This window comes from Streptomyces sp. NPDC056479 (assembly GCF_042795335.1).
Classification (GTDB): domain Bacteria; phylum Actinomycetota; class Actinomycetes; order Streptomycetales; family Streptomycetaceae; genus Streptomyces.
Genome location: NZ_JBHTRZ010000012.1, coordinates 101169 through 122391, shown reverse-complemented (window position 1 = coordinate 122391; position 21223 = coordinate 101169). Strand labels below are relative to the sequence as shown.

At 69.9% G+C, this 21223-nt stretch carries 18 protein-coding genes; 10 read left to right on the top strand and 8 right to left on the bottom strand.

Features of this window, described 5'->3' with window-relative positions:
- Positions 1-9: 9 nt before the first annotated feature.
- Genes ehuD through ehuB form a run of 3 tightly spaced genes read right to left on the bottom strand, consistent with a single transcriptional unit; the run spans position 10 to position 2281 of the window.
- Positions 10-660 carry an ectoine/hydroxyectoine ABC transporter permease subunit EhuD gene (gene ehuD / locus ACFQ6S_RS38270; RefSeq protein WP_383419929.1) on the bottom strand — a complete coding sequence of 217 codons (651 nt, stop codon included), beginning with the start codon at positions 658-660 and terminating at the stop codon, positions 10-12.
- Complete coding sequence (ehuC, locus tag ACFQ6S_RS38265; protein ID WP_383419927.1) at positions 657-1379, bottom strand: ectoine/hydroxyectoine ABC transporter permease subunit EhuC; 723 nt, start codon at positions 1377-1379, stop codon at positions 657-659. Before ehuC ends, ehuD begins: the two co-directional genes overlap by 4 nt.
- Positions 1376-2281, bottom strand: a complete 906-nt coding sequence (gene ehuB / locus ACFQ6S_RS38260; RefSeq protein ID WP_383419926.1) for an ectoine/hydroxyectoine ABC transporter substrate-binding protein EhuB — start codon at positions 2279-2281, stop codon at positions 1376-1378. The genes ehuC and ehuB overlap by 4 nt, the downstream gene beginning before the upstream one ends.
- A gap of 47 nt (positions 2282-2328) precedes the next feature.
- Here ehuB and ACFQ6S_RS38255 point away from each other — a divergent pair, with 47 nt between their 5' ends.
- Complete coding sequence (locus ACFQ6S_RS38255) at positions 2329-2829, top strand: DUF3830 family protein (protein ID WP_383419924.1); 501 nt, start codon at positions 2329-2331, stop codon at positions 2827-2829.
- A gap of 31 nt (positions 2830-2860) precedes the next feature.
- Entirely contained in the window at positions 2861-3454 is a 594-nt protein-coding gene (locus ACFQ6S_RS38250; RefSeq protein ID WP_383419923.1) for a hypothetical protein, read from the top strand.
- Here ACFQ6S_RS38250 and ACFQ6S_RS38245 read toward each other — a convergent pair.
- Together ACFQ6S_RS38245 and ACFQ6S_RS38240 are read right to left on the bottom strand one after the other, a co-directional pair.
- Positions 3435-4826: an amidase gene (locus ACFQ6S_RS38245; protein WP_383419922.1), complete on the bottom strand. Its 1392-nt coding sequence runs from the start codon at positions 4824-4826 to the stop codon at positions 3435-3437. The genes ACFQ6S_RS38250 and ACFQ6S_RS38245 overlap by 20 nt on opposite strands.
- A gap of 23 nt (positions 4827-4849) precedes the next feature.
- Entirely contained in the window at positions 4850-5809 is a 960-nt protein-coding gene (locus ACFQ6S_RS38240) for a D-2-hydroxyacid dehydrogenase (RefSeq protein WP_383419920.1), read from the bottom strand.
- A gap of 204 nt (positions 5810-6013) precedes the next feature.
- On the opposite strand from ACFQ6S_RS38240, the gene ACFQ6S_RS38235 reads away from it, so the two are divergent.
- Both ACFQ6S_RS38235 and ACFQ6S_RS38230 read left to right on the top strand, forming a co-directional pair.
- On the top strand, positions 6014-6823 hold the full coding sequence (locus tag ACFQ6S_RS38235) for a decarboxylase (protein ID WP_383420264.1): 810 nt from the start codon (positions 6014-6016) through the stop codon (positions 6821-6823).
- 10 nt (positions 6824-6833) lie between these two features.
- The gene (locus tag ACFQ6S_RS38230; protein ID WP_383419918.1) at positions 6834-7565 is read left to right on the top strand and encodes an aspartate/glutamate racemase family protein; all 732 of its coding nucleotides are present in this window, start codon (positions 6834-6836) and stop codon (positions 7563-7565) included.
- 66 nt (positions 7566-7631) lie between these two features.
- Here ACFQ6S_RS38230 and ACFQ6S_RS38225 read toward each other — a convergent pair whose 3' ends face one another.
- Positions 7632-8576 (bottom strand): ScbA/BarX family gamma-butyrolactone biosynthesis protein, encoded by a 945-nt coding sequence (locus tag ACFQ6S_RS38225; RefSeq protein WP_383419916.1) that lies wholly within the window; start codon positions 8574-8576, stop codon positions 7632-7634.
- Positions 8577-8986: 410 nt separating this feature from the next.
- On the opposite strand from ACFQ6S_RS38225, the gene ACFQ6S_RS38220 reads away from it, so the two are divergent.
- A complete protein-coding gene (locus tag ACFQ6S_RS38220; RefSeq protein ID WP_383419914.1) occupies positions 8987-9703 on the top strand; it encodes a response regulator transcription factor in 717 nt (238 codons plus the stop codon).
- Positions 9704-9798: 95 nt separating this feature from the next.
- Positions 9799-10449 carry a ScbR family autoregulator-binding transcription factor gene (locus ACFQ6S_RS38215; RefSeq protein ID WP_383419912.1) on the top strand — a complete coding sequence of 217 codons (651 nt, stop codon included), beginning with the start codon at positions 9799-9801 and terminating at the stop codon, positions 10447-10449.
- 55 nt (positions 10450-10504) lie between these two features.
- Here ACFQ6S_RS38215 and ACFQ6S_RS38210 read toward each other — a convergent pair whose 3' ends face one another.
- Positions 10505-10879, bottom strand: a complete 375-nt coding sequence (locus ACFQ6S_RS38210) for an ArsR/SmtB family transcription factor (protein ID WP_383419910.1) — start codon at positions 10877-10879, stop codon at positions 10505-10507.
- 262 nt (positions 10880-11141) lie between these two features.
- On the opposite strand from ACFQ6S_RS38210, the gene ACFQ6S_RS38205 reads away from it, so the two are divergent.
- From ACFQ6S_RS38205 to ACFQ6S_RS38190, 4 genes are all read left to right on the top strand, one after another.
- Positions 11142-12350, top strand: coding sequence for an MFS transporter (locus ACFQ6S_RS38205; protein ID WP_383419908.1), 1209 nt, complete (start codon positions 11142-11144; stop codon positions 12348-12350).
- A gap of 300 nt (positions 12351-12650) precedes the next feature.
- A complete protein-coding gene (locus ACFQ6S_RS38200; protein ID WP_383419906.1) occupies positions 12651-16364 on the top strand; it encodes an ACP S-malonyltransferase in 3714 nt (1237 codons plus the stop codon).
- 107 nt (positions 16365-16471) lie between these two features.
- Positions 16472-17962: a hypothetical protein gene (locus ACFQ6S_RS38195; RefSeq protein WP_383419904.1), complete on the top strand. Its 1491-nt coding sequence runs from the start codon at positions 16472-16474 to the stop codon at positions 17960-17962.
- Positions 17963-18023: 61 nt separating this feature from the next.
- On the top strand, positions 18024-19112 hold the full coding sequence (locus tag ACFQ6S_RS38190) for an LLM class flavin-dependent oxidoreductase (protein ID WP_383419902.1): 1089 nt from the start codon (positions 18024-18026) through the stop codon (positions 19110-19112).
- Positions 19113-19121: 9 nt separating this feature from the next.
- Here ACFQ6S_RS38190 and ACFQ6S_RS38185 read toward each other — a convergent pair whose 3' ends face one another.
- On the bottom strand, positions 19122-20942 hold the full coding sequence (locus tag ACFQ6S_RS38185) for a putative bifunctional diguanylate cyclase/phosphodiesterase (RefSeq protein ID WP_383419900.1): 1821 nt from the start codon (positions 20940-20942) through the stop codon (positions 19122-19124).
- Positions 20943-21223: the final 281 nt, after the last annotated feature.

Genomic DNA, 21223 nt, shown 5'->3' with positions numbered 1-21223 from the left:
AGAGGGGTGTCAGCGGACAAGGCGTCGCTCCAGGGCTCGTACGAGAAGGGAGGCCGGGTAGGCGATGAAGATGAAGGCCACACCGATGACCGTCAGGGGCTCGGTGAACTGGAAGTTCTCCTGCGCGAACAGCCGCGCCTCGCCGAGCATCTCCATGACCGTGATCGTCATCAGGATCGGGGTGTCCTTGAGCATCGCGATGACGTAGTTGCCGAGGGCGGGGACCACCCGGCGGATCGCCTGCGGCAGGATCACCACCCGCCACGTCCTGGTCACCGGCAGATTCAGCGCCGTCGCGGCCTCCCATTGGCCGACGGGCACCGCTTCGATGCCGGCCCGGTAGACCTGCATCGTGTACGTCGAGTAGTGCAGCCCGATCGCGAAGACGCCGGTGGTCAGCGCGGAGGCGGTGATGCCCCACTCGGGCAGCACATAGAAGAGGAAGAACAGCTGCACCAGCAGCGGGGTGTTGCGGATGAACTCCGTCACCGCCCCGACCGGCCAGCGCACGAAGCGGCTCGGTGTGCGCATCAGCAGCGCCCACACCAGACCCAGCGCGAACGAGATCAGCGAGCCGAGGGCCAGGATCTGCAAGGTGAGCAGCAGCCCGTCCCAGAAACGCGGCATGAAGTCGGCGACAGCGCCCCAGTCCCAGGTCATCCGAGAGCACCTCCCGCGCCCACACCGGTCGTCTCAGGTCGGTGCAGCTCCTGATCGGGCGTGCGCCCGACGGACTTTCCGACACCGGCCTTGAGTTTGCGTTCCAGCCCGCGCATCCCTCGCGTGAGCAGGAAGGCGATGACGAAGTAGATCACCAGGATGTACGTGTAGATCTCCGCGCTCTCCTGGAGCGCGAGGCGCACCAGATTGGCGCTGAAGGCCAGGTCGCCCATGCCCATGACGGACACCAGCGCGGTGCCCTTGAGCAGCTCCACCAGCAGGTTGTTGAAGGAGGGGATCATCTCCGGCACCGCCTGCGGCAGCAGGATCAGCCGCATCCGCTGCCACGGCGTGAAGCTGAGCGCGATACCGCCCTCACGCTGTGCCGGGTCGACGGAGTTGAGAGCGCCGCGCACGATCTCGGCGCCGTACGCGCCGTAGGTCAGTCCGAGCGCGAGCGTGCCCGCCCAGAGGGGCACCAGCTGCCAGCCGAACGCGACCGGCAGCACGAAGAACACCCAGAAGATCATGATCAGGGCGGAGGTCCCGCGGAACACCTCGGTGTAGACGCCCGCGAGGAAGCGGACGATCCACAGCCGGTGGGTGCGGGCCATGCCGACCCCGAAGGCGACCGCCGTGGCCACCAGTCCGCTCAGGACCAGCAACTGGACGGTGATCCATATCCCTTTGAGTACGAGTTCCCAGAGTCCCGAGGTCATCCGCCGCAGAGCTCCTTCGCGGTGAGGTCGGTCATCTCCGCCTGCGTGAAGCCGAAGGGCTTGAGGACGCGGAACAGCTCGCCGCTCTTCTTGAGCTTGTGCAGCTCGACGTTGAAGGCGTCCCGCAGGCTCGTCTCCGTCGGCCGGAAGGCGAACGCGCCTCCGTCGACGTGCGGTTTGCCCTCGACGAGGGGCGCGAAGGCCTTGGTGGACTCCGCCTTGGCGGACTTCTTGACCACCTCACGGGTGGTCAGCGCCGTACCGGCGAAGGCGTCCACACGTCCCGCCTCCACCGCGTTCAGCCCCGCGACCTGGTCCGGCACGATGAGGATGTCGCTCTCCTTGTACCCCGCCTCGACGGCGTACTGGATCTCGGCGTAGCCGGTCCCGGTGGCGAACTTGGCCTTCTTCTCGACGATGTCCTTGTAGTCGTGCAGGCCCTTGGGATTGCCCTTGCGCACGATGAAGGAGTCCAGCATCTGGTAGTCCGGGTCGGAGAAGATGACCTGTTCACAGCGCTCGGGATTGACGTACATCCCGGCGGCGACGACGTCGAACTGCTGTGAGTTCAGGCCCGGAATCAGCGAGCCGAACTCGGTCGGCACGGGCTGCACCCGGTCGATGCCCAGCCGCTTGAAGATGACCTTGGCCAACTCCGGTGCCTCGCCGGTCAGCTCGCCGTTCCTGTCGATGTATCCGAAGGGGATCTCCCCCGCGATACCCAGCCGTACGACGCCCGCCGCCTTCAGCCGGTCGAGCAGCTCGCCGCCTTCCTTGGTCGATGCCGTGGCCACCCGTGAGCAGCCGGCCGCCCCCAGCGCACCGAGCGCCGCCACCCCCGCGAGCAGCGACCGGCGCGTGGTCCCAGGTGTGTTTCTGTCGTTCCCATTAGGTGGAGCCATGGCGGCGCGGCTACCCGGGACCATGCGATGTATGCACCCTGGAATGCATGACTGAACGGTTCATCGAGGTGTCACTGGTCAAGCGCGGAATCCGCTGCACGGCCAAGCTCCTGGACGATCGCGCCCCGCGGACCTGCGCGGCGGTCTGGGATGCCCTGCCCCTGTCCGGCGACGTCTACCACGCCAAATACGCCCGCAATGAGATCTATGCCCTCTTCCCGCCCTTCGCGGAAACGGAGCCGCCCCTGGAAAACCCAACAGTTACCCCCATTCCGGGCGATCTGTGCTATTTCGCCTTCGCCGGCACGGAACTCGGCACCAAGTCCTACGGCTACGACCGTGAGGTCCGCCCCGGCACCACCGTGGTCGACCTGGCCCTGTTCTACGAGCGCAACAACCTGCTGCTGAACGGCGACGTGGGCTGGGTGCCCGGGATCGTCTGGGGCCAGGTCGTGGAGGGTCTCGCGGAGATGGCCGAGGGCTGCAACGACCTGTGGCGGTCGGGGGCGCTGGGCGAGTCGCTGAGTTTCCGGCGGATCGGCGGATAGAACTCGCCTCTCCTCGGCCAGACTTGCGGCCATGTCGAACACGATCGCCGGGCTGCTCGGTGGTGTCGTCGGGGCGTTGATCTCGGCCCTAGCCATGTTCCTCGGACCGCTGGCGCATCAGCGGCAGATCGCCCGGCAGGAGCGGGCGCGGGCCGACCGTGAGGCGACCCAGGTGCAGTTGCAGCGGGTGGCCCGGGCCCGTACGGCGATCCGGGCGTGGCACGACTTTCTGCGCCGCGCCCTCACCGACCTGGAAGCCGGCCTCGCCCTGGACGTGGAGCGGTTCCTTTCGCAGTCCGACGCCATGCGGGACGAGGCGAGGGCGGCTTCCGACGAGCTTCTGGGCGGTGGACTCTGGATCGGATCACACCAGTTCGGCGCCTTCGAGCAGGTGACGGAGCTGCTGCGTGCTCGCCACACCGGGCGTCCGGCCGTCGGCACCGACGGCCGGACGTCGCTCGTGGAGGAGGATCTGGGTGGTCGCGCGGCGCTGAGTTGGAAGGAGGACCTCTACCACTCCAGAGCGCGTCTGAACGAGGACCTCCTGTCCCACGTCGAACGGCTGCGGGACACACCCGTCGAGGTGATCGGCACCGGCACGACCGTCAGGCCCCCAAGGCCGTGACCCCGTCCTCGTACAGGGCGTGTGCCGCCCGCAGCACCAGATCGTCCCGATGCCGGGCGGCCACGATCTGCAGGCCGATCGGCAGGCCGTCCCCGTCCGTGCCGACGGGGACGGTGGCCGCCGGCTGCTGGGTCAGGTTGAAGGGGTAGGTGAACGGGGTCCAGCCGGTCCACCTGCGATGCCCCGAGCCCTTCGGCACCTCGGCGCCCGCCTCGAAGGCCGTGATCGGGAGGGTCGGGGTGAGAAGGAGGTCGTAGGTGTCGTGGAAGCGGCCCATCCTGCGGCCCAGTGCCATACGGACGTCCACCGCGGCCAGATACTCCAGCGCGGAGCGACGGGCACCGGTGGCGCAGATCTCCCTGAGGCCCGGGTCGAGCAACTCCCGCTGGTGCGGCCCGAGATGCTGGGTCACCCGGGCCGCCCCGGTGAACCACAGGGTGTGGAAGGCGTCCACCGGGTCGGTGAAGTCGGGGTCGGTCTCCTCGACGTACGCCCCCAGCCCCGCCAGCCGCTCCACCGCCCGCCGTACCGCCGACGCGACCGCCGGGCGCACCGCCACCTGGCCGCCGAACGAGGGCGAGTAGGCGACCCGCAGGCCGCGCACGCCGCCCGCCATGGCGGTCACGAACGAGCCCGGTGCCTGCGGCAGCGCCGACCAGTCACGGGAGTCGGGGGCGCCGATGACGTCGAGGAGCAGGGCCGCGTCGGCCGCGTCGCGGGTCATCGGGCCGACGTGGGCCAGGGTGCCGAAGGCGCTGGCGGGGTAGAGGGGGACCCGGCCGTACGTCGGTTTCAGGGCGAAGATGCCGCAGAAGGCCGCCGGGATGCGGACACTGCCGCCGCCGTCGGTGCCGAGGGCGAGCGGTCCCGCGCCGAGCGCCACGGCCGCCGCCGCGCCGCCGCTGGAGCCGCCCGCCGTGCGGGTCGGGTCGAGAGGGTTGCGGGTGATGCCGGACAGGGGCGAGTCGGTGACGCCCTTCCAGCCGTACTCGGGGGTCGTGGTCTTGCCGAGGAAGACGGCGCCGTGGGCGCGCAGCCTGGCCACGGAGGGGGCGTCCTCGTCCCAGTCGCCCTTCTCGGAGACGGCCCTCGAGCCCCGCAGCGTCGGCGCCCCGCGCATCAGCAGGATGTCCTTCACGGTGACCGGAACACCGTCGAGCAGACCGGCCGGTTCGCCGCGCCGCCAGCGGTCTGCCGAGTCGGCGGCCTGCGCGAGGGCCGCGTCGGCGGTGAGCCGTACGAAGGCGTTGACCTCTGGCTGGATCCGCTCGGCCCGCTCAAGGGTCGCTCGGGTGGCGTCGACGGGGCTGAACTCTCCTTTGCGGTATCCGTCGAGGAGTTGTACGGCGGTCAGTTCGGTGAGATCCGTCATGCGTCGCCCTCCAGCCGTAGACGTCAGCGTCCGGGTACGTACCCACGCTGCTTGTCGACCACGTTCAGCAGCGGTCTGCCCGCCTCCCACCGCTCGTACAACTCCACGAACTGAAGCCCGAGTTCATCGCGCCAGCCGATGGTGTCCCCGCTCATGTGCGGGGAGACGATCAGGCCCGGCAGCTCCCACAACGGGCTTTCGGGGGTGAGGGGTTCGTGCTCGAAGACGTCGAGCGCCGCCCCCGCGATCCACCGCTTGGTGAGCGCCTCGGCCAGCGCCTCCTCCACCACCAGCTGCCCGCGGCCGATGTTGATGAACCGGGCGGAGGGCTGCATGACGCCGAACCGGCGGAGGTCGAACATGCCGTGCGTGTGCTCGGTGAGCGGCGCGGCCGCGATCACCCAGTCGGCGCGGGCCATCAGCCGGTCGAGGTCGTCGGGGCCGTGGATGCCGGTGCGCGGGACCCGGCCGACCAGCGCGGTGGTGACGTCGAGGGCCTTGAGCGTGCGGGCGATCGTACGGCCGATGGGGCCGGACCCGACCACGCACGCGCGGGTGCCGGCCACCCGCTGCCCCTCGCGGTGCCGCCACTGGCGGGAGCGCTGGAGGTCCAGGGTCCTCGGCAGGTCCTTCGCCATCGCCAGCACCAGCGCGGCGACGTACTCGGCGATGGGCTGGTCGAAGACCCCGCGCGCGTTGGTGACCACGGTGTCGGACGCGGTGAGCTCCGGGCACATCAGATGGTCCACGCCCGCGCTCGCCGTGTGCACCCAGCGCGGGCGCGGACCCTCACCCGGCCACGCGTGGCGTACGGCGTGCGAGGTGAAGTCCCAGACCAGGAGCACGTCGGCGTGCGGCAGCCGCTCGGCGAGCGTCGACGGGTCCGCGTGTTCGACGCGGGCGCGGCCCGTGAGGCGGCCGAGGCGGGGGAGGGGTTCGGCGTCGAGGACGAGGAGCGTGGGCGAGGAACCGGACGAGGTCATTCGGGGTCGCTTCTCCAGGGTGTGCGAAGGCCGTTTCTCGGGGGTGTGCGGGGGCCGTTCCACGGAGTTCTACTGGAAGGGACGGCCGTCTGACATGCGAGGTTTGACCACGCTCGCACCCGAACCTACCTTCGTCAACACGGGCGTTCATACGGTCCGTTGCTCACCCGTATCTCGTAGTGAGGGGCGGTGCCTGCCATGGCCATGGACATCTCCTTCCTAGGCGGCCCCCACCCGCAGCGCGGTGTCGGAGTCGTCGCCCCGTTCGACTTCGCGCTGGACCGGGAGCTGTGGCGCTGGGTGCCGGACGAGGTCTCGCTGCATCTGACCCGGACGCCGTTCGTCCCGGTCGAGGTCAGCCTGGATCTGGCCCGGCTGGTCAGCGAGCACGAGACGCTCGGCGACGGCGTCCGCACCCTGACCGCGATCTCGCCCGAGGTCGTCGCCTACGCCTGCACCTCCGGCAGTTTCGTCGGCGGCATCGCGGGCGAGCGGGCGATGTGCGAGGCGATGACCCGGGCGGGCGCGATGCCGGCCGTCACCACCTCGGGCGCGCTGCTGGAGGCGCTCACCGACCTCGGCGTACGGCGGGTGGCGCTGGTGACGCCGTACACGGTGTCGGTGACGCGGGCGCTGGAGGACTACGTGGCCGAGGCGGGGGTCGCGGTCACCGGATGCGCGTTCATGGGGCTCACCCGGCACATCTGGAAGGTGCCGTACCGCGATGTGGCCGACATGGCGCGCACGGCGGTGCGCGGCGCGGCCGACGCGCTGTTCATCAGCTGCACCAACCTCCCGACCTACGACGTGATCCCGCAACTGGAGGCAGAACTGCGCATCCCGGTGCTCTCGGCCAACCAGGTGACGATGTGGGCCGCGCTGCGCAGGCTGGGTACTCGCGCGGTGGGGCCCTATCAGGCGCTGATCGATCCGGCGGCCCGGATCGACCCGCCCGCGCGGAGCGGGCCCGTGCTTCCGGACGTGCCGGATGTTCCCGAGCAGGAACAGCAGTAGAAAGGGTGACATGACCGCTCTCGGATTTCTCTACCCTGGCCATTCCGCCGAGGACGACTATCCGCGCATCGAGCAGCTGCTGGCCGGCGGCATCCGGCTCGACCTCGTGCACACCGACATCGGCGAGGACGCGCACCGGGTGGACGCGCTGCTGCGGATGGGCTCCGCGCAGCGGCTCGCGGCGGGCGTGGAGTCGCTGCGCCTGACGGGTGCCGAGGCGGTGGTGTGGGCGTGTACGTCCGGCAGCTTCGTCTACGGCTGGGAGGGCGCCCACGAGCAGGTGCGCACCCTGGCCGTCACCGCGGGCATGCCGGCGTCGTCGACGTCCTTCGCCTTCGTGCACGCCGCACGGGAACTCGGCGTACGGCGACTGGCGGTCGGCGCGACCTATCCGGACGACGTGGCGGCACTCTTCGCGGAGTTCCTGCGGGCGGGCGGTGCGGAGGTGGTCTCGGTGCGCGGCTCCGGGATCATCACGGCGGCGGAGGTCGGGACGTGGAGTGAGGCCGAGCTGTTCGCGCTGGCCAAGGAGGCGGACACGGAGGACGCGGAGGCGGTCCTGCTGCCGGACACGGCACTGCACACGGCCGCCCACATCCCGGCCCTGGAACGGGAACTCGGCAAGCCGGTCCTCACGGCGAACCAGGTCACCGTGTGGGAGGCGCTGCGCCTGGCGGACCGCCGTGTGAACGCGGCGGCGCTGGGCGAGCTGTTCACCCGGGAGCCGATCGTGCAGGTGTGAGGGGGCGGCGTCAGGCGGTGGGGCGCCTGACGCCGGCGGCCGGCGAGGGGGCGCACGACGCCGGGGTCAGACGGCCGGGCATCCGACGGACAGCTCGGCGGTGAAGACCCGCTCACCCTGCTGGGTGCCGCTCACCAGGACCCGCTGCTCCCCGCCCGCTCCCGTGCCCTCGACGCGGGCGTCGATCCAGCAGGGCGCGTCGAGTTCGGCGTAGCGCTTGAACTCGGTGTCCAGGTCGAGGAGCAGGGCCCGGGGCTGCCGGGTCACGGCACGGGCGGCCTGGCGGGCGGCCTCGATCAGCACCATGCCGGGGACGTGGTCCACGGGGTGGTCGAAGTAGACCGCGTGCCCGGTGTCCACCCGCAGCTCCCACCGTGCCTCGCCGGGCGCCGCCGCGGCGGCGAGCACGACGTGCTCCGGATCCGTGTGTCCCACCTCGGCCGGGTCGATCGGAGCCGGAAGGGCACGGCCCGTGGTGGTGGGGCGGCCGGTGCGCAGCCGTCGGTGGGCGGCGGGGCTGGTGCAGCTGAAGTTCGCGCCGCCGGTCGCCACGGTCAGGCCGGCCCGCCGCAGGGAGACCTCGTAGCGCATACCGGCGATGCTTCTGCCCCGCCGGACTATGTCGTGGCACCTGGTGTGCAGTTCTATGTCGGTCGGGGCGGAGCCGGCCTCGAACGCCGGCGCGGTGGCGCTGAACGACATGTTCCACATCAGGAACTGATGGCCGAACGGCACCCCGTACTCGGCGTGCGACAGCAGCGTTCCGGCCTGCCGTATCGACTCGGCCAGGAGCAGCGGATCCTGGTGGCCGCCCACCGGGGCGAAGAGCGCGTGGCTGCGCGGCCACTGGCCCCGCACTAAGAAGGAGTCCGTGCCGTCGGCCTCCCAGCCGGTCAGGAACACCTCGGCCACGGACACGCGATGGACGTACTCGCGCGGGACCGTGGCGGTCAGCCGCGGGTCCCCGAGGGGAGCACGGGAGGTCGTGGGCGCTTGGACGGTGGTCAGCATCCGTGGCACTCCTGTCTGTTCGCGGACAGGGGTGAGTGGACGCGCGTCCTGACCCCCCGTCTCTGATGAACGCGTGTTCCCTCGAACATACAGACAGGGTGGATTGGTTTCAAAGTAAAAGCTCTTCAAAGACCGGCTGACTTGTTTGGTTTACAGCGCGGTTACGTGGACTTGACTCGTCCGTATACGGGGTGGTCGGCTCGGTCCAAGAGGGACAGTGGGAGGAAATGTCCGTACTTCTGAGTCGTCTGGTGCAGTTGTTTAACGAGTAACTTGTCGGCTTCTCCGCTGCCGCCTCGGTCCGGACCGCGTTGACAAACCGGCAGCCCTGCCTGGTACCGTCCTCGGGCGAGCGCTCAACAGTTCGATGTGATGTGCCTGGGGGAGGACGTGACATGGATCGGCAGGTCATGGATTCGGCGAGAACGCGCGTCGGGGCGGATCAGCCGGTGTCCGAGAATGCACGGGCGCTGCGGATTCTCGTGGTCGAGGGTGACCTCCCGGCCGCCGAGGGCCTGGTGCAGGAGTTGAGCCGGCACGGCTATCAGGCGCGGGGCGTGACCACGGGGGCCGAGGCGTTACGGGCCCACGGTGATGCCGACCTCGTTCTGCTGGACCTCGACCTGCCCGATCTGGACGGACTTGAGGTGTGCCGCCGGATGCGGGCGGCCGGTGACGTGCCGGTCATCGCCGTGACCGGGCGGGCGGCCGAACTCGACTGTGTGCTCGGGCTGCAGGCGGGAGCCGACGACTACGTCGTCAAGCCGTACGGGTTGAGGGAGCTGCTGGCCCGGATGGAGGCGGTGCTGCGCCGGGTCCGTCCCCGGCCGCCGGCCCAGGTCATCACCTACGGCCCGCTGCAGCTGGACGCCGATGCCCGCGAACTCCTGCTGGAGGGACGGCGGGTGGACCTCACGCCCAAGGAGTTCGACCTGCTGTACCTGCTTGCCTCCCGGCCGGGCACCACGCTGTCCCGCCGTCAACTGCTGAGCCAGGTGTGGGACGACGAGTGGTCGCAGCGCGGCCGCACCATAGACACCCATGTCAGCAGCCTGCGGAGCAAGCTCGGATCGAGTCGCTGGATCGTGAACGTACGAGGCGTCGGTTTTCGGCTCGGAAGTGTCTGACCCTAACCGGAACAGGGCTGGTCAGCTCGTTGCTCGGGCGAATACAATGCAGACAAGTTTGTATGTTTCCGAGCTGGAGATGCGAGGAGCCGGCGATGGCCCAACAGGAGAGAGGCATCAGGTCGAGACGCTCGATCCTGGAGGCCGCCGCGGCCGTGTTCGGCGAGCGTGGCTACGACGCGGCGAGCACCAACGAGATACTTGCCAGAGCCGGTCTCACCCGGGGCGCGCTGTATCACCACTTCCCGTCGAAGGAAGCGATCGCGGCGGCGCTGGTGGAGGCGCAGAGCGAGGCCCTGGTGGTGCCGGACCAGCCGGTGAAGCTGCAGGCGGTCATCGACCTCACCCTGGAGTTCTCACGCCGGCTGCAGACCGACGCGGTGCTGCGGGCCAGCGTGCGGCTGGCGGTCGAGCAGTCGTCCTTCTCGCCCTCCGCCCAGACCCCGTACAACCAGTCGATCACGGTCGTCGAGGACCTGCTGTGCCAGGCCGAGAAGCAGGGAGAGCTCCTGCCGGGGGCGGATCTGCCGGAGGTGGCCGCGACCGTGGTCGGCGCGTTCACCGGTCTTCAGGTGATGTCACAGGCGTACAGCAACCGGCGGGACCTGCCCGCCCGGATCTCCGCGTTGTGGCGACTGGTGCTGCCGGGGCTCGCCGCGCCGGGCATGCTGCCGCGGTTGCGCACGAGCCCCGTGCCCGAGCCGGAGAAGCCCGTGGGCGGGTCCGGCGAGACGGTCTGGAAATGACGTCCGGGCCCGGGTCACGGAGATGACCCGGGCCCGGACTCGCGCGAGAAGTGGGTTACGAGGGAAGGAGGTCCGCCAGATGGACCTCCCCGACCTCGCGGTGGAGGTCTTCGACGAGCGCGGCGATGCGCTCCTCGTCACGCCGGTAGTGGGTCCACTTGCCGACGCGCGTGGAGCGCACGAGGCCCGCGCGTTCGAGTACGGCCATATAGGCCGAGACGGTGGACTGCGCGAGTCCGGTCTTGGCCTGGATGTGGCTGACGCAGACGCCGACCGCGCGCGGGTCGGTGACGGCCGGGTTGACCGGGAAGTGCTCTTCCGGTTCCCGCAGCCACTGAAGCACTTGCAGCCGCACAGGGTTGGCGAGCGCCTTGAGGGCTTCGAGCAGGGGCGCGAGGTCGCCTGTCTCAGGCGTGTCGTGTTTCGTCATGGGCCTTCCGGTGCTGACGCGGAGCCGACTGTGGATGTATCGAGGATAGTCGATACGTTACGTCGTCGTAAGCTCCGCGCCGTTTCCCCAGGTCAGCGGCCATTCGCGGACCCGGTCCCGCCGTCGCGGGCCGCCCGAATCCAACTCCCTTGAGCCGAACTCCACTTGACATGACGTATCGAGGTTCTGCGATACTTCGATATGTCAGCGTCCCGCAAGGCACGGTCCGGGACCGCATGCCACTGCAACGGAGGGTTTTCACATGCCTATCGGGCTCATCGCCCTGGCACTGGGGGGCTTCGGTATCGGCCTCACGGAGTTCGGGATCGTAGGGCTGCTGCCGGAGGTGGCAGGCGACTTCGACGTCTCCGAATCGGTTGCCGGGTATCTGGTCTCCGTGTATGCGCTGAGCGTCGCCATCGGTGCCCTCGGGCTGACCGCGGCGATCAGCCGTTTCGACCGCAAGAAGGTCCTGGTCGGCCTGATGACGCTGTTCATCGCGGGCAACCTGATCTCCGCCGTCGCCACGACCTATGAACTGCTGATGGTCGGCCGGGTCGTCGCGGCCCTGTGCCACGGAGCCTTCTTCAGCGTCGGCGCGGTCGTCGCCTCCGACATGGTCGCCGAGAACAAGAAGGCCGGCGCCATCGCGCTCATGTTCGGCGGGCTGACCGCCGCCAACGTCCTCGGTGTGCCGCTGGGCACCTTCGTGGGCCAGCAGTTCGGCTGGCGCTCCACCTTCTGGGCCATCACGGTCATCGGCGTCGTCGCCCTGGCCGGCATCCAGCTCCTGGTGCCGCAGACCACGGCGGCCGCCCGCACGGACCTGCGCGCCGAACTCGCGGTCTTCCGCCGGGGTCAGGTCTGGGTCTCCATCACGCTCAGCATCCTCGCCTTCGGCGGCGTCATCGGCGGCTACACCTACATCGCCTTCACGCTCACCGAGGTCAGCGGATTCGCCACCAGCACCGTGCCGTGGCTGCTCGTGCTGTTCGGTGCCGGCACCTTCATCGGCAACTTCGTCGGTGGCAAGGCCGCCGACAAGTCACTCAACGCCTCCCTGATCGGCATCATGGCCGTCCTCACCGTCGTCATGGGTGTCTTCGCGCTCACCGCGGAGAGCAAGGTCGCGACGCTGATCTCGCTGCTGCTGATGGGCACCATCGGCCTGGCCACCGCGCCCGGCCTCCAGGTGCGCACCATGAAGTACGCCGACGACGCACCCACCATGGCCTCCGGCGCCAACATCGCGGCCTTCAACGTCGGCAACGCGCTCGGCGCCTGGCTCGGCGGCCTGGCCCTCGCGGCCGGATACGGATTCGTCTCCCCGCTGTGGGTCGGCGCGGGACTCGCCCTCGCCGGACTGGTCGTGGTGGCGGCGGGTTCCCTCGGCGGCGGAACGGCGAATGCGAAGAACACCTCCGCGGGCGCCGCGCGCCGCACGGAAACGGTCGAGGCGGGCGTCCAGTAATTCCAGTAGTTCCCGCAGTTCCTTCGAAAAAGCAGGGTCGAAAGCCGCAGTGGCTTTCGGCCCTGCTTTTTTTGATGCTCCTAGAAATAACATCGCTGATGCTGCTTTGAGCTGCATGTTTGCACTTCTCTGACATTGCTCTGCGGTTGCTTGAAGAGGCTTGAAAATCCCTGCATCGGAACGTGTTGAATCAAGTCTGCACGGTCGGAAAGAATTCTTCTGTACTTGGGAACGTGAATTTTCCGCGCCCAAAGGCGAGCGCGCGACGTTACCGCTCAGAAAACCCGAGAGGCGAAGCCTGTGTCCCGCTCTCTTTCCGATGTCCTTTCTCCTGCCGCCGGCCGGTTCGGCCCGGTCGACGACGTCCTCAGCACCAAGGACCGCATACGCGTGGCCGGGTTCTTCCCCGGCCTCGGCAGCCGCGCCTTCTACCGCAGCCTCGGCCGGGCCCTGCTGGACTCGGGCAACCCCGAGATCACCGGCATCTACCGCGAGGCCGCCCGCGCCCTCGGCTTCCCCGCCCGTCCCGACCTGCTCCTGCTGGACCCGGAGAGCCTTCCGGAGGGCAAGCTGGAGCGGCAGGGCTTCATCGGGGCGGCCCTGCTGGTGCACAGCCTGGCCCTCGACGCCTACCTGCGCGACCGGATCGCCCGCAACGGCGTCCCGGTCGGCTTCGTCGCCTACACCGGCGAGAGCTTCGGCATCCTCACGGCCGCGGTGGCCGGCGGCGCCCTCTCCGTCCACGACGGCGTCCGGATCGCCCAGGCGTTCACGCCGCTGATGCTCCAGGCCGCGGGCGCCCGGAGCACCGACGAGCCGTTCGCCCGGGACATCGCCTCCTACCTCGACGAGTCCGTGCGGGCCACGCCCCTGGTGGGGGAGCCGCACCACGTGCTCGCGATGAAGGCGCCGAGCCCGGAGGCCCTCGCGGCGGTGCTGGGCGCGCTGCGCGAGACGTTCCCGCTCACCGACGTGGAACTGCACAAGACATACGCGCCCACCCAGGCCAACCTCTACGTCCGCTCCGGAGCCAGGGCCGAGTTCGACGCGTTCGTCGCCGCCTCCCCGGACGCGACCACCTGGGAGCTGAAGGAACCGACCGTCTTCCTCGCCCACTCCGCGCGGATGCGTCCCGCCCGCGAGGCCCTGGAGCGGTTCCTCGGCACCCAGCGGATCCGCTTCCACGAGCCCCGAGTGCCGCTGGTGTCCAACCACGACATGTCCCTGCTGACCACCGCGGCCGCCGTCCGCGAAGGCGTCCTGGCCATGACGGACCAGGTCATGGCCTCCCGGGACACCTGCGAGACCCTGAACGACCTCGACGTCGACATGGTGCTGGAGCTGGGTCTGGGCGCCAAGTCGGTCCAGCTCCTACGGGACAACGATGTCGCCGCGCCCGCCGTGGCGTACACGGGCAGCCACGAGGACACCGCCAGGATCCTGCGCGCCGTCAACGTGGTCGGCGCCCTGATGTCCCGGCTGGAGGAGCTGTACACCACGGGGGAGGACCTGACCCGCGACGACCACCACCTGCTTCGCGAGCTGTTCCGCCTCGCCGCCGAGAGCGACTTCTGCGACGACTACTTCTCGCGCACCCTCGGACGGGTCATCACCGCGGAGATGCTGCGCCCGGAGCGGGAGGGCTCGCCCAGCTTCCACCGGCTTCTGGAGATCTTCCAGCACACCCGGGCCCACCGTGAGCACATCGCCCTCGACCGGGGCGAACTCGTCACCCGCGCACGCCTGAAGAAGCGGATCACCGCCGGGGACGCGACGATGCTCGGCAAGGCCTACGTCGAACTGACCGTGCTCGACCGCACCGGCGAGGTCCGCGCGCGGACGCTCCACACCACCGCCCCCGAGGTCGTCGTCTTCCACTTCGGCGGACCGGCCGCCCATGACGGCAAATCGCAGGCCCGCAGGACCCGGATGCTGCTCGACCACCAGCCGACGGCGTACGAGATCCACGACCGGATGCTCGAGGCCCTGCGCCTCGGCGGCGGCATCCCCCCGGCCGGACACCGCGTCGTCCACGAGTACCTGCTGTTCCACACCCTCGCCCAGCACCGGCCGGCCCTGTTCGCACAGAGCGACCACTACCTGGAGGGCGCCGACATCCCGGGCTGGCTGGCCGCCCTGGCCGTCTCCGGGGCGGTCTCGCTTGCCGACGCGGTCACCCTGAGCGCCGCGCACCTCCCGGAGGACACCCTGGAGCGGATCCTGGGCGGGCTGACCGGCGCCGGGATCCCCCTGGTGTCGCCCGAGGGCGTGCCGGTCCAGTCCCGCAAGGACCTCGCCGACGCCACCCGCGCGGTGCTCCGCGACGGCGCCCTCGGCACGGGCGTGCGACGCATCCACCTCAACGGCAACTGCCAGATCGTCGCCCTCGGTTCGGAGCCGGCCGTGACCGACGTCGACACCGGGTCGTACGCCACCCATGTCGTCGCCGTCACGGAACCGGCCGAGGCCTGGAAGAAGCGCGTCAATCCCGCCCTCGACGCGTTCGAGTACGCCTGCGTCCTCGCCCTGACCGAGGAGAACGAACGCGTCCTGGCCAACGCCCGCAGCCGCCGGGTGCTCTCCAGCACCGTCCACGCCTACATCGGCATCGACGAGACGATCGTCAGCTTCGGCCAGGGCGGCAGCGAGTCCATGACCGTCTTCGTCAGGAAGGAGGGCGAGGAGCACATCACGGTCCGGAAGATCCTCAGCGAGGCGCTGACGACCGCACGCTGGAACCCGGAGGGCGACGGCGTGATGCTGCCGCCGTTCGCCAAGGCCCGCAAGCAGGCCGAGTTCCTGCTGGCCCTGCCCGAGCCGGTGCGCGGCTACTTCCCCGAGGTCTTCACCGTCCTGGAGCGGGAGATCCCGGTGCCGTCCGGACTGCGGCAGGCCGACCGGACCGTCGACCGTGAGGTCATCTACGAGATGAGCTATGTCGCGGGGGAGGAGGTCAGCCGGTACGTCGAGAAGCAGACCCCGCCGCCGGCCGTGGTCGCCCGCCTCTACGAGCAGATCATCCGGGTGCTGAACGAGGACGTGCACAGCGTCGGCCGGGTCCCGGCGCCCGGCGAGACGCTCGACACCTCCTACTTCCGGAAGATCGAGGACCGCCTGGAGCTGTGCCGCCGCACCGCACCGCGGACGTTCAACGCGCAGCTCCTCGACACCGAGCGCATCGTCGTCAACGGCGTCTCCTACCTCAATCACGGGGCTCTGCTGAAGCGTTTCCGCGGGACCCCTGAGTTCGCCGAGATCCTCGAACCGGCCCATCACTCGCTCGTCATGGGCGACACCAACACCGAGAACATCAAGATCAGCGACACCGGGCCGCTGCTCCACGCCCAGCGGCTGATCGAGTCCGGGGCGCCGCGGGAGGACATCGACGAGGCGCTCGCGGCCATCACGCCCGCCGCGCTCGGGATCAGGTTCCTCGACCCCCGCGCCATCGGCTTCAAGAGCGAGGGCAAGGACACCCGCGACGACGCGATGTACGACAACAAGCCCTGGCACAACTCCATCGGCCACTACGACGAGATCCACTTCGAGCAGTTCACCCTGAACGTCGAGGCCGAGGAGGGGCACACCCCCACCGTCGACATCGCGTTCCTGCCGGGCAACCCGTACCAGCGGGCGTACCGGGTGCGGGACGTGATCGCCAACGGGGGCACCCTCGACACCGGGGCGCCGCAGGGCATGGAGGACCACTTCGCCGGCGTGATGACGGCCGCGCTGGGGCTCGACGACCCCGACTCGCCCTATCTGCGGGACGACCCGTACTGGCTGATCCGGTTCGTGTTCATGATGGGCCAGCACTTCACGGCCATGCCGCCCTTCCACTTCCAGAAGGAACTGGACGGCACCCTCGTGGACACCTACCAGACCCAGCGCCGCCCGGTCGCCATCTACTGCGAGGGCATCAAGTGGCTGAACTGGGCCCTGCAAATGCTGGAAGGCGCCAGGACCGAGTTCCTCGGCCTCGCGGTACCGCCGCTGCCCCACCTGGACGACTGAGACCCCATCCCCCCTCCGAGGTCCGCCGGGCAGGCACATCCCCCGGCCTGCCCGGCGGCCTCCCCCTGCCCACCTCGCAGCCTCAACTCCCGTGCAAGGAGACCCGTATGACTTCCGCCGCGTTCCCGGTCCCGGTGGACGGCCTGCACCACCTGTCCCACGAGACCCGCGTCATCGCCACCCCGTGGAGCCGGATGGTCCGCGGCACCGGCCTGGGCCAGTACCCCGTCGGCTACGACGCCGAGGCCGCCGCCCGCATCCGGCACACGTTCGGCCTGCTGGCCGCCAAGGGTGTCGACGACGCCTACACCCGCTTCTCCCACCTCCTGGCCGACTTCGCCCTGAACGTCGCCGACCCCGGCCGCGACCTGCGCCGCCCCGACCTCGAACGCGACCTCGCCCCGATCCTGGCCGCCGTACGGGCCGAGCAGAACCCGTACTTCAGGGTCATGGCCGGCTGCATCCTGATGGACGCCTTCGCCAAGCTGCGGCTGGACCGGTCCCTGCTGGTCAACTCGGTGACCGACTTCGCCGCTGAGACCCTGGCCGTCGCCGACACCATCGAGCCGGACCGGATCAAGGACGAGAACGCCGGCCGCCACGGCCACTACGAGAAGCTGTCCGCCTACTCGGCCGTCTTCCTCGCCCTCGGCCAACTCGGCCTGAAGGAACGGCTGGTGATCGGGCGGTGCAACTACGTCCGGGAGGCGCTGGGGCTGCTGGAGAAGATCCCGGCGCCGTTCTTCCGCGGACGCGGCGGCTCCATGCTGCTGTCGGTGATCTCGCTGCTCGGCCACGAGCGGTTCATCGCCGACGACGGCCGGGACTTCGTCAAGGAGGTCCTCTCCTACCTCGACCGCGCGGACGAGCTGAACCTGCCCCCCGCGTTCCCGCAGCCCATGTCCGAGAGCTTCGTACGGATCTACCCGCTGCTGACCATGCTGAACGCCGTCGCCCTGACCGGCCGGGCCGAGGAGTACCTGACCCACGGCCGGGACCGGCTGGCCGAGGCGAAGGAGCTGATGTCCCGCATCACCCCGGTCGAGCGCACCCACATGGGCCTCTACTACCTCATCGCCCTGCACAACCTCGGCCGCCTGGAGGACCAGGTGCCCGACCTGAACGCCTTCGTAGAGGACATCGTCGGCCAGTGGGTGCACATCGACCCCGGCGCGAACTACTTCCTGAACGGGATCGCGTACGCCTACGTCACCCAGACCGCCATGCTCACCGGCCGGATGGATCTGATCGGCACCAAGATGCTGGAGCGGCTGGTGGACGGCTTCCCCGACCTGGACCGCACCGACGACGACCGCGTCAACCGCCCCTACCCGTTCGCCTATACGCTCAACGTGCTGGGCGAGATAGGCGCCGCGCACCTGCTGTTCGAACCCAGGGACACCTACGCCGGCGCCACGCCCGTCGAGTGGGTCGTCGACCGGCTCTCCCCGGGAGGGCGCGCGGAACACCGGCTGTACATGCTGAACCACGCCCTGGTCGGCTACGCCCTGCGCCTGCGCGGAGCGGGGCGGGGCGAGACCCCGCTGTTCCGGGAGGCCACGTTCGCGGCCGGGACCGGGAAGAAGGCCCGGGAATAAACGGAGGCAATCTCCTGTTAGACCCCTTCGGCCAGCACAACGTACGCATCAGGAGGCAACAGTGGCGGCAGACGAGATCCGAGGCGAGGCACAGGGCAGCGCCCCCGTCCCCCTCTCCGTGCTGGACCTGGTCATGGTCAGTTCGGGCCGCACCGCCACCGACGCCCTGCGCACCAGCGTCAAGCTGGCGCGTCTGGCGGAGTCCCGTGGCTTCCACCGCTACTGGATCGCCGAGCACCACTCCATGCCCGGCGTCGCCTCGTCGTCCCCGGCCGTGATCCTCGCCCACCTGGCCGCCCACACGGACCGGGTCCGTCTCGGCTCCGGCGGCGTGATGCTCCCCAACCACGCGCCACTGATCATCGCGGAGCAGTTCGGCACCCTGGAGGCCATGGCCCCCGGCCGTATCGACCTGGGCCTGGGCCGCGCCCCCGGCACGGACGGCGCCACCGCGGCCGCCCTGCGCCGGACCGATCACCTGAACGAGGGCGCCGACGACTTCCCCGAGCAGCTCGCCGAGCTCACCCGCTTCCTGGACGACGACTTCCCGGACGGCCACCCCTACCGCCGTATCCACGCCGTCCCCGGCCCGATCCAGGCGACCTCGCCGGGCGGCGTCCAGTCCCCGCACCGCCCGCCGATCTGGCTGCTCGGCTCCTCCGGCTTCAGCGCCCGGCTGGCCGGCATCCTCGGTCTGCCGTTCGCCTTCGCGCACCACTTCTCGGCACGGAACACCATCCCGGCCCTGGACCTGTACCGGGAGTCCTTCCGGCCGTCCGCCGTCCTCGACCGGCCCTACGCCCTCATCGGCGTCTCCGCGCTCGCCACCGACGAGGAGAAGGAGGCCCGTCGTCAGGTCATGTCCGGCGCGCTGAGCATGATCCGGCTGCGCACGGGCCGCCCCGGTCTGATCCCCACCCCCGAGGAGACCGAGGCCCACCAGTTCAGCGCGCTGGAGCGCGAGTTCGCCGACTCCTGGCTCGCCGACGTCATCCACGGCACCCCCGACGAGGTCCGTGCCGGCCTCGACGACCTCCAGAAGCGCACCGGCGCCGACGAGTTGATGATCACGAGCAACGCGCCCGGCATGGACGTACGCCTGCGCTCGTTCGAACTCATCGCGGACGCCTACGGGTTGCCCGCCGCCTGACCGGACCGGTCAGACCCGCACTCCCAGCAGCTCGGAGATCCGATCCGGCGGCACCGGCCGTGAGTACAGCCACCCCTGGCCGGTGTCGCAGCCGATCCGGCGCAGCCGCGAGGCCTGCGCCAGCGTCTCCACGCACTCCGCGGTGACCGTCAGACCCAGCCGGTGGGCGAGCTGGATCATCGCCTCGACCACGACCTCGTCGGCCGGGTTCGGCGGCACGGCCGCGCTGTTGTCGCTCTCGTACTGGAAGCCCCGTACGAAGGAGCCGTCCAGCTTCAGGACCGAGACCGGCAGCCGGCTCAGGTACGCCAGATTCGAGTAGCCGGTGCCGAAGTCGTCGATGGCGATGCGCACGCCCATGTCGCTGAGTGCCTGGAGGTCCTGCAGAGGCCGGCCACCCGAGCCCATCACCGCCGACTCGGTCAGCTCCAACTGGAGAAGCTGCGGGTCGAGTTGTGTCTCGTCGAGGATCCGGGCCACGTCCGCCACCAGGTCGGAGTCCCAGACCTGACGCACCGCCACGTTCACACTCACGAAGATCGGCGGCTCGTCGGGGTGCGCCAACTGCCAGGCCCGCGCCTGGCGGCAGGCGGTCGCCAGGATCCAGCGGCCGAGCGGCACGATCGAGCCGTCCTCCTCGGCCAGTCCGATGAACCGATTCGGCGCCAGTACGCCGAACTGAGGATGATTCCAGCGGACAAGCGCCTCGACGCCGCTGAGCCTGCCGTCCTCCATGCCCACCAACGGCTGGTACTCCAGGGCGAACTCACCGCGCTCGATGGCCGGCCGGAGGGTGGCGGCGAGGGCCTGCCGGGTGATGAGGTGGGCGTTGCGCTCGGGGTCGAACAGCGTCCAGCGGTCCTTGCCGTCGGCCTTCGCCCAGTACAGCGTGGTGTCGGCGGCCTGCATCAGAGCGGTCGGGGTGGTGCCGGCCGCGTGGCGTTCGACGACGCCGACCGAGGCCGTCACCGACAACCGCCTGCCGGAGATGTCGAAGGGGGCGCGCAGCGCTTCGAGCACCGACTCGGCGAGGTCGGCCAGTTGCTCGGTGCCCGTCGAGTCCTCGATCAGCAGGGCGAACTCGTCACCGCCGAGCCGGGCCACCAGCGGCGGGCTCGACCGGGAGTACCCCGCCTGCTCCGCGCAGGCCGTGAGTCGCTCGGCCACGGCGGCCAGCAGCTTGTCGCCGACCCGGTGGCCGAGGGTGTCGTTGATGGCCTTGAAGCCGTCAAGGTCCAGATAGCACAGGCCGATTCGGCCGGTGGTGCCGCTCTCCTCGTACGACTCCACCTCCAGCGTCGTCGACAGCCGCTCGAAGAACAGCGTGCGGTTGGGCAGCAGGGTCACCGGGTCGTGCATCTGCAAGTGCCGCAGCCGCGCCTGGAGTTCGCGGTGGGCGCTGATGTCGGCCACGGAGAGCAGCAGGCCCTCGGACTCCTCGCCGGGCAGCGGCGCGATGGTGACCTGCACCCACAGGGAGTGCCCCTCGGGGTGCTTGAGACGGCGGGTGCAGCGCAGTTCGGCCTGGCGGCCGCGCAGCACCTCGCGGTATGTGTGCCAGGTGCGGGCGTCCGAGGCGAGGTCCATCAGGTCGGCGACGACGCAACCGGTCAGCGCCGCCGGGGTCGTGCCGAGCAGCTCGGCGAAGGTGGGGTTGGCGCCGGCCACCAGGCCGTCGCGGTCGACCACGGCCATCGCCAGGGGCGCGGCACGGAAGGCGGACCGGTAGGGCGGCGTCCCGGTACCGGGCGATGGCTGTAGGTTACTCTCTGTGACGGCCGGCCCGATGAGGTCTGCCGCGGGCGTCGGCCCTTCGGACGTTCCGCTCACCGCTCGCTCCCGCAGTGCACTCGATCTTCGGATGGGTCTCATCGGAATGGCCGGCCGGGTGGATGAGGGATGGGCCCCGGGCCGCGTCCGTGCAGGAAAGTGTCAGGAAAGTGTGCCGATCATAGAGGCTGCTCTCGGGCCCTTCCACCTACTGTTCAGTGTTCCCACGCGACGCGCTCTTCTGACAGATCGTTTCTGCTCGCGCTTGGACGGCTTCTTCGAGCCCCCGACCACTTGTGACGTTCCGTGAGCGAATCGGGGGTGTCGGTTCTGACGGGCCC

Excerpts from the sequence above, each read along its gene's own strand:
- ehuD (WP_383419929.1), bottom strand. The coding sequence starts at position 660 with ATGACCTGGGACTGGGGCGCTGTCGCCGACTTCATGCCGCGTTTCTGG.
- ehuC (WP_383419927.1), bottom strand. The coding sequence starts at position 1,379 with ATGACCTCGGGACTCTGGGAACTCGTACTCAAAGGGATATGGATCACC.
- ehuB (WP_383419926.1), bottom strand. The coding sequence starts at position 2,281 with ATGGCTCCACCTAATGGGAACGACAGAAACACACCTGGGACCACGCGC.
- ACFQ6S_RS38255 (WP_383419924.1), top strand. The coding sequence starts at position 2,329 with ATGACTGAACGGTTCATCGAGGTGTCACTGGTCAAGCGCGGAATCCGC.
- ACFQ6S_RS38250 (WP_383419923.1), top strand. The coding sequence starts at position 2,861 with ATGTCGAACACGATCGCCGGGCTGCTCGGTGGTGTCGTCGGGGCGTTG.
- ACFQ6S_RS38245 (WP_383419922.1), bottom strand. The coding sequence starts at position 4,826 with ATGACGGATCTCACCGAACTGACCGCCGTACAACTCCTCGACGGATAC.
- ACFQ6S_RS38240 (WP_383419920.1), bottom strand. The coding sequence starts at position 5,809 with ATGACCTCGTCCGGTTCCTCGCCCACGCTCCTCGTCCTCGACGCCGAA.
- ACFQ6S_RS38235 (WP_383420264.1), top strand. The coding sequence starts at position 6,014 with ATGGACATCTCCTTCCTAGGCGGCCCCCACCCGCAGCGCGGTGTCGGA.
- ACFQ6S_RS38230 (WP_383419918.1), top strand. The coding sequence starts at position 6,834 with ATGACCGCTCTCGGATTTCTCTACCCTGGCCATTCCGCCGAGGACGAC.
- ACFQ6S_RS38225 (WP_383419916.1), bottom strand. The coding sequence starts at position 8,576 with ATGCTGACCACCGTCCAAGCGCCCACGACCTCCCGTGCTCCCCTCGGG.
- ACFQ6S_RS38220 (WP_383419914.1), top strand. The coding sequence starts at position 8,987 with ATGGATTCGGCGAGAACGCGCGTCGGGGCGGATCAGCCGGTGTCCGAG.
- ACFQ6S_RS38215 (WP_383419912.1), top strand. The coding sequence starts at position 9,799 with ATGGCCCAACAGGAGAGAGGCATCAGGTCGAGACGCTCGATCCTGGAG.
- ACFQ6S_RS38210 (WP_383419910.1), bottom strand. The coding sequence starts at position 10,879 with ATGACGAAACACGACACGCCTGAGACAGGCGACCTCGCGCCCCTGCTC.
- ACFQ6S_RS38205 (WP_383419908.1), top strand. The coding sequence starts at position 11,142 with ATGCCTATCGGGCTCATCGCCCTGGCACTGGGGGGCTTCGGTATCGGC.
- ACFQ6S_RS38195 (WP_383419904.1), top strand. The coding sequence starts at position 16,472 with ATGACTTCCGCCGCGTTCCCGGTCCCGGTGGACGGCCTGCACCACCTG.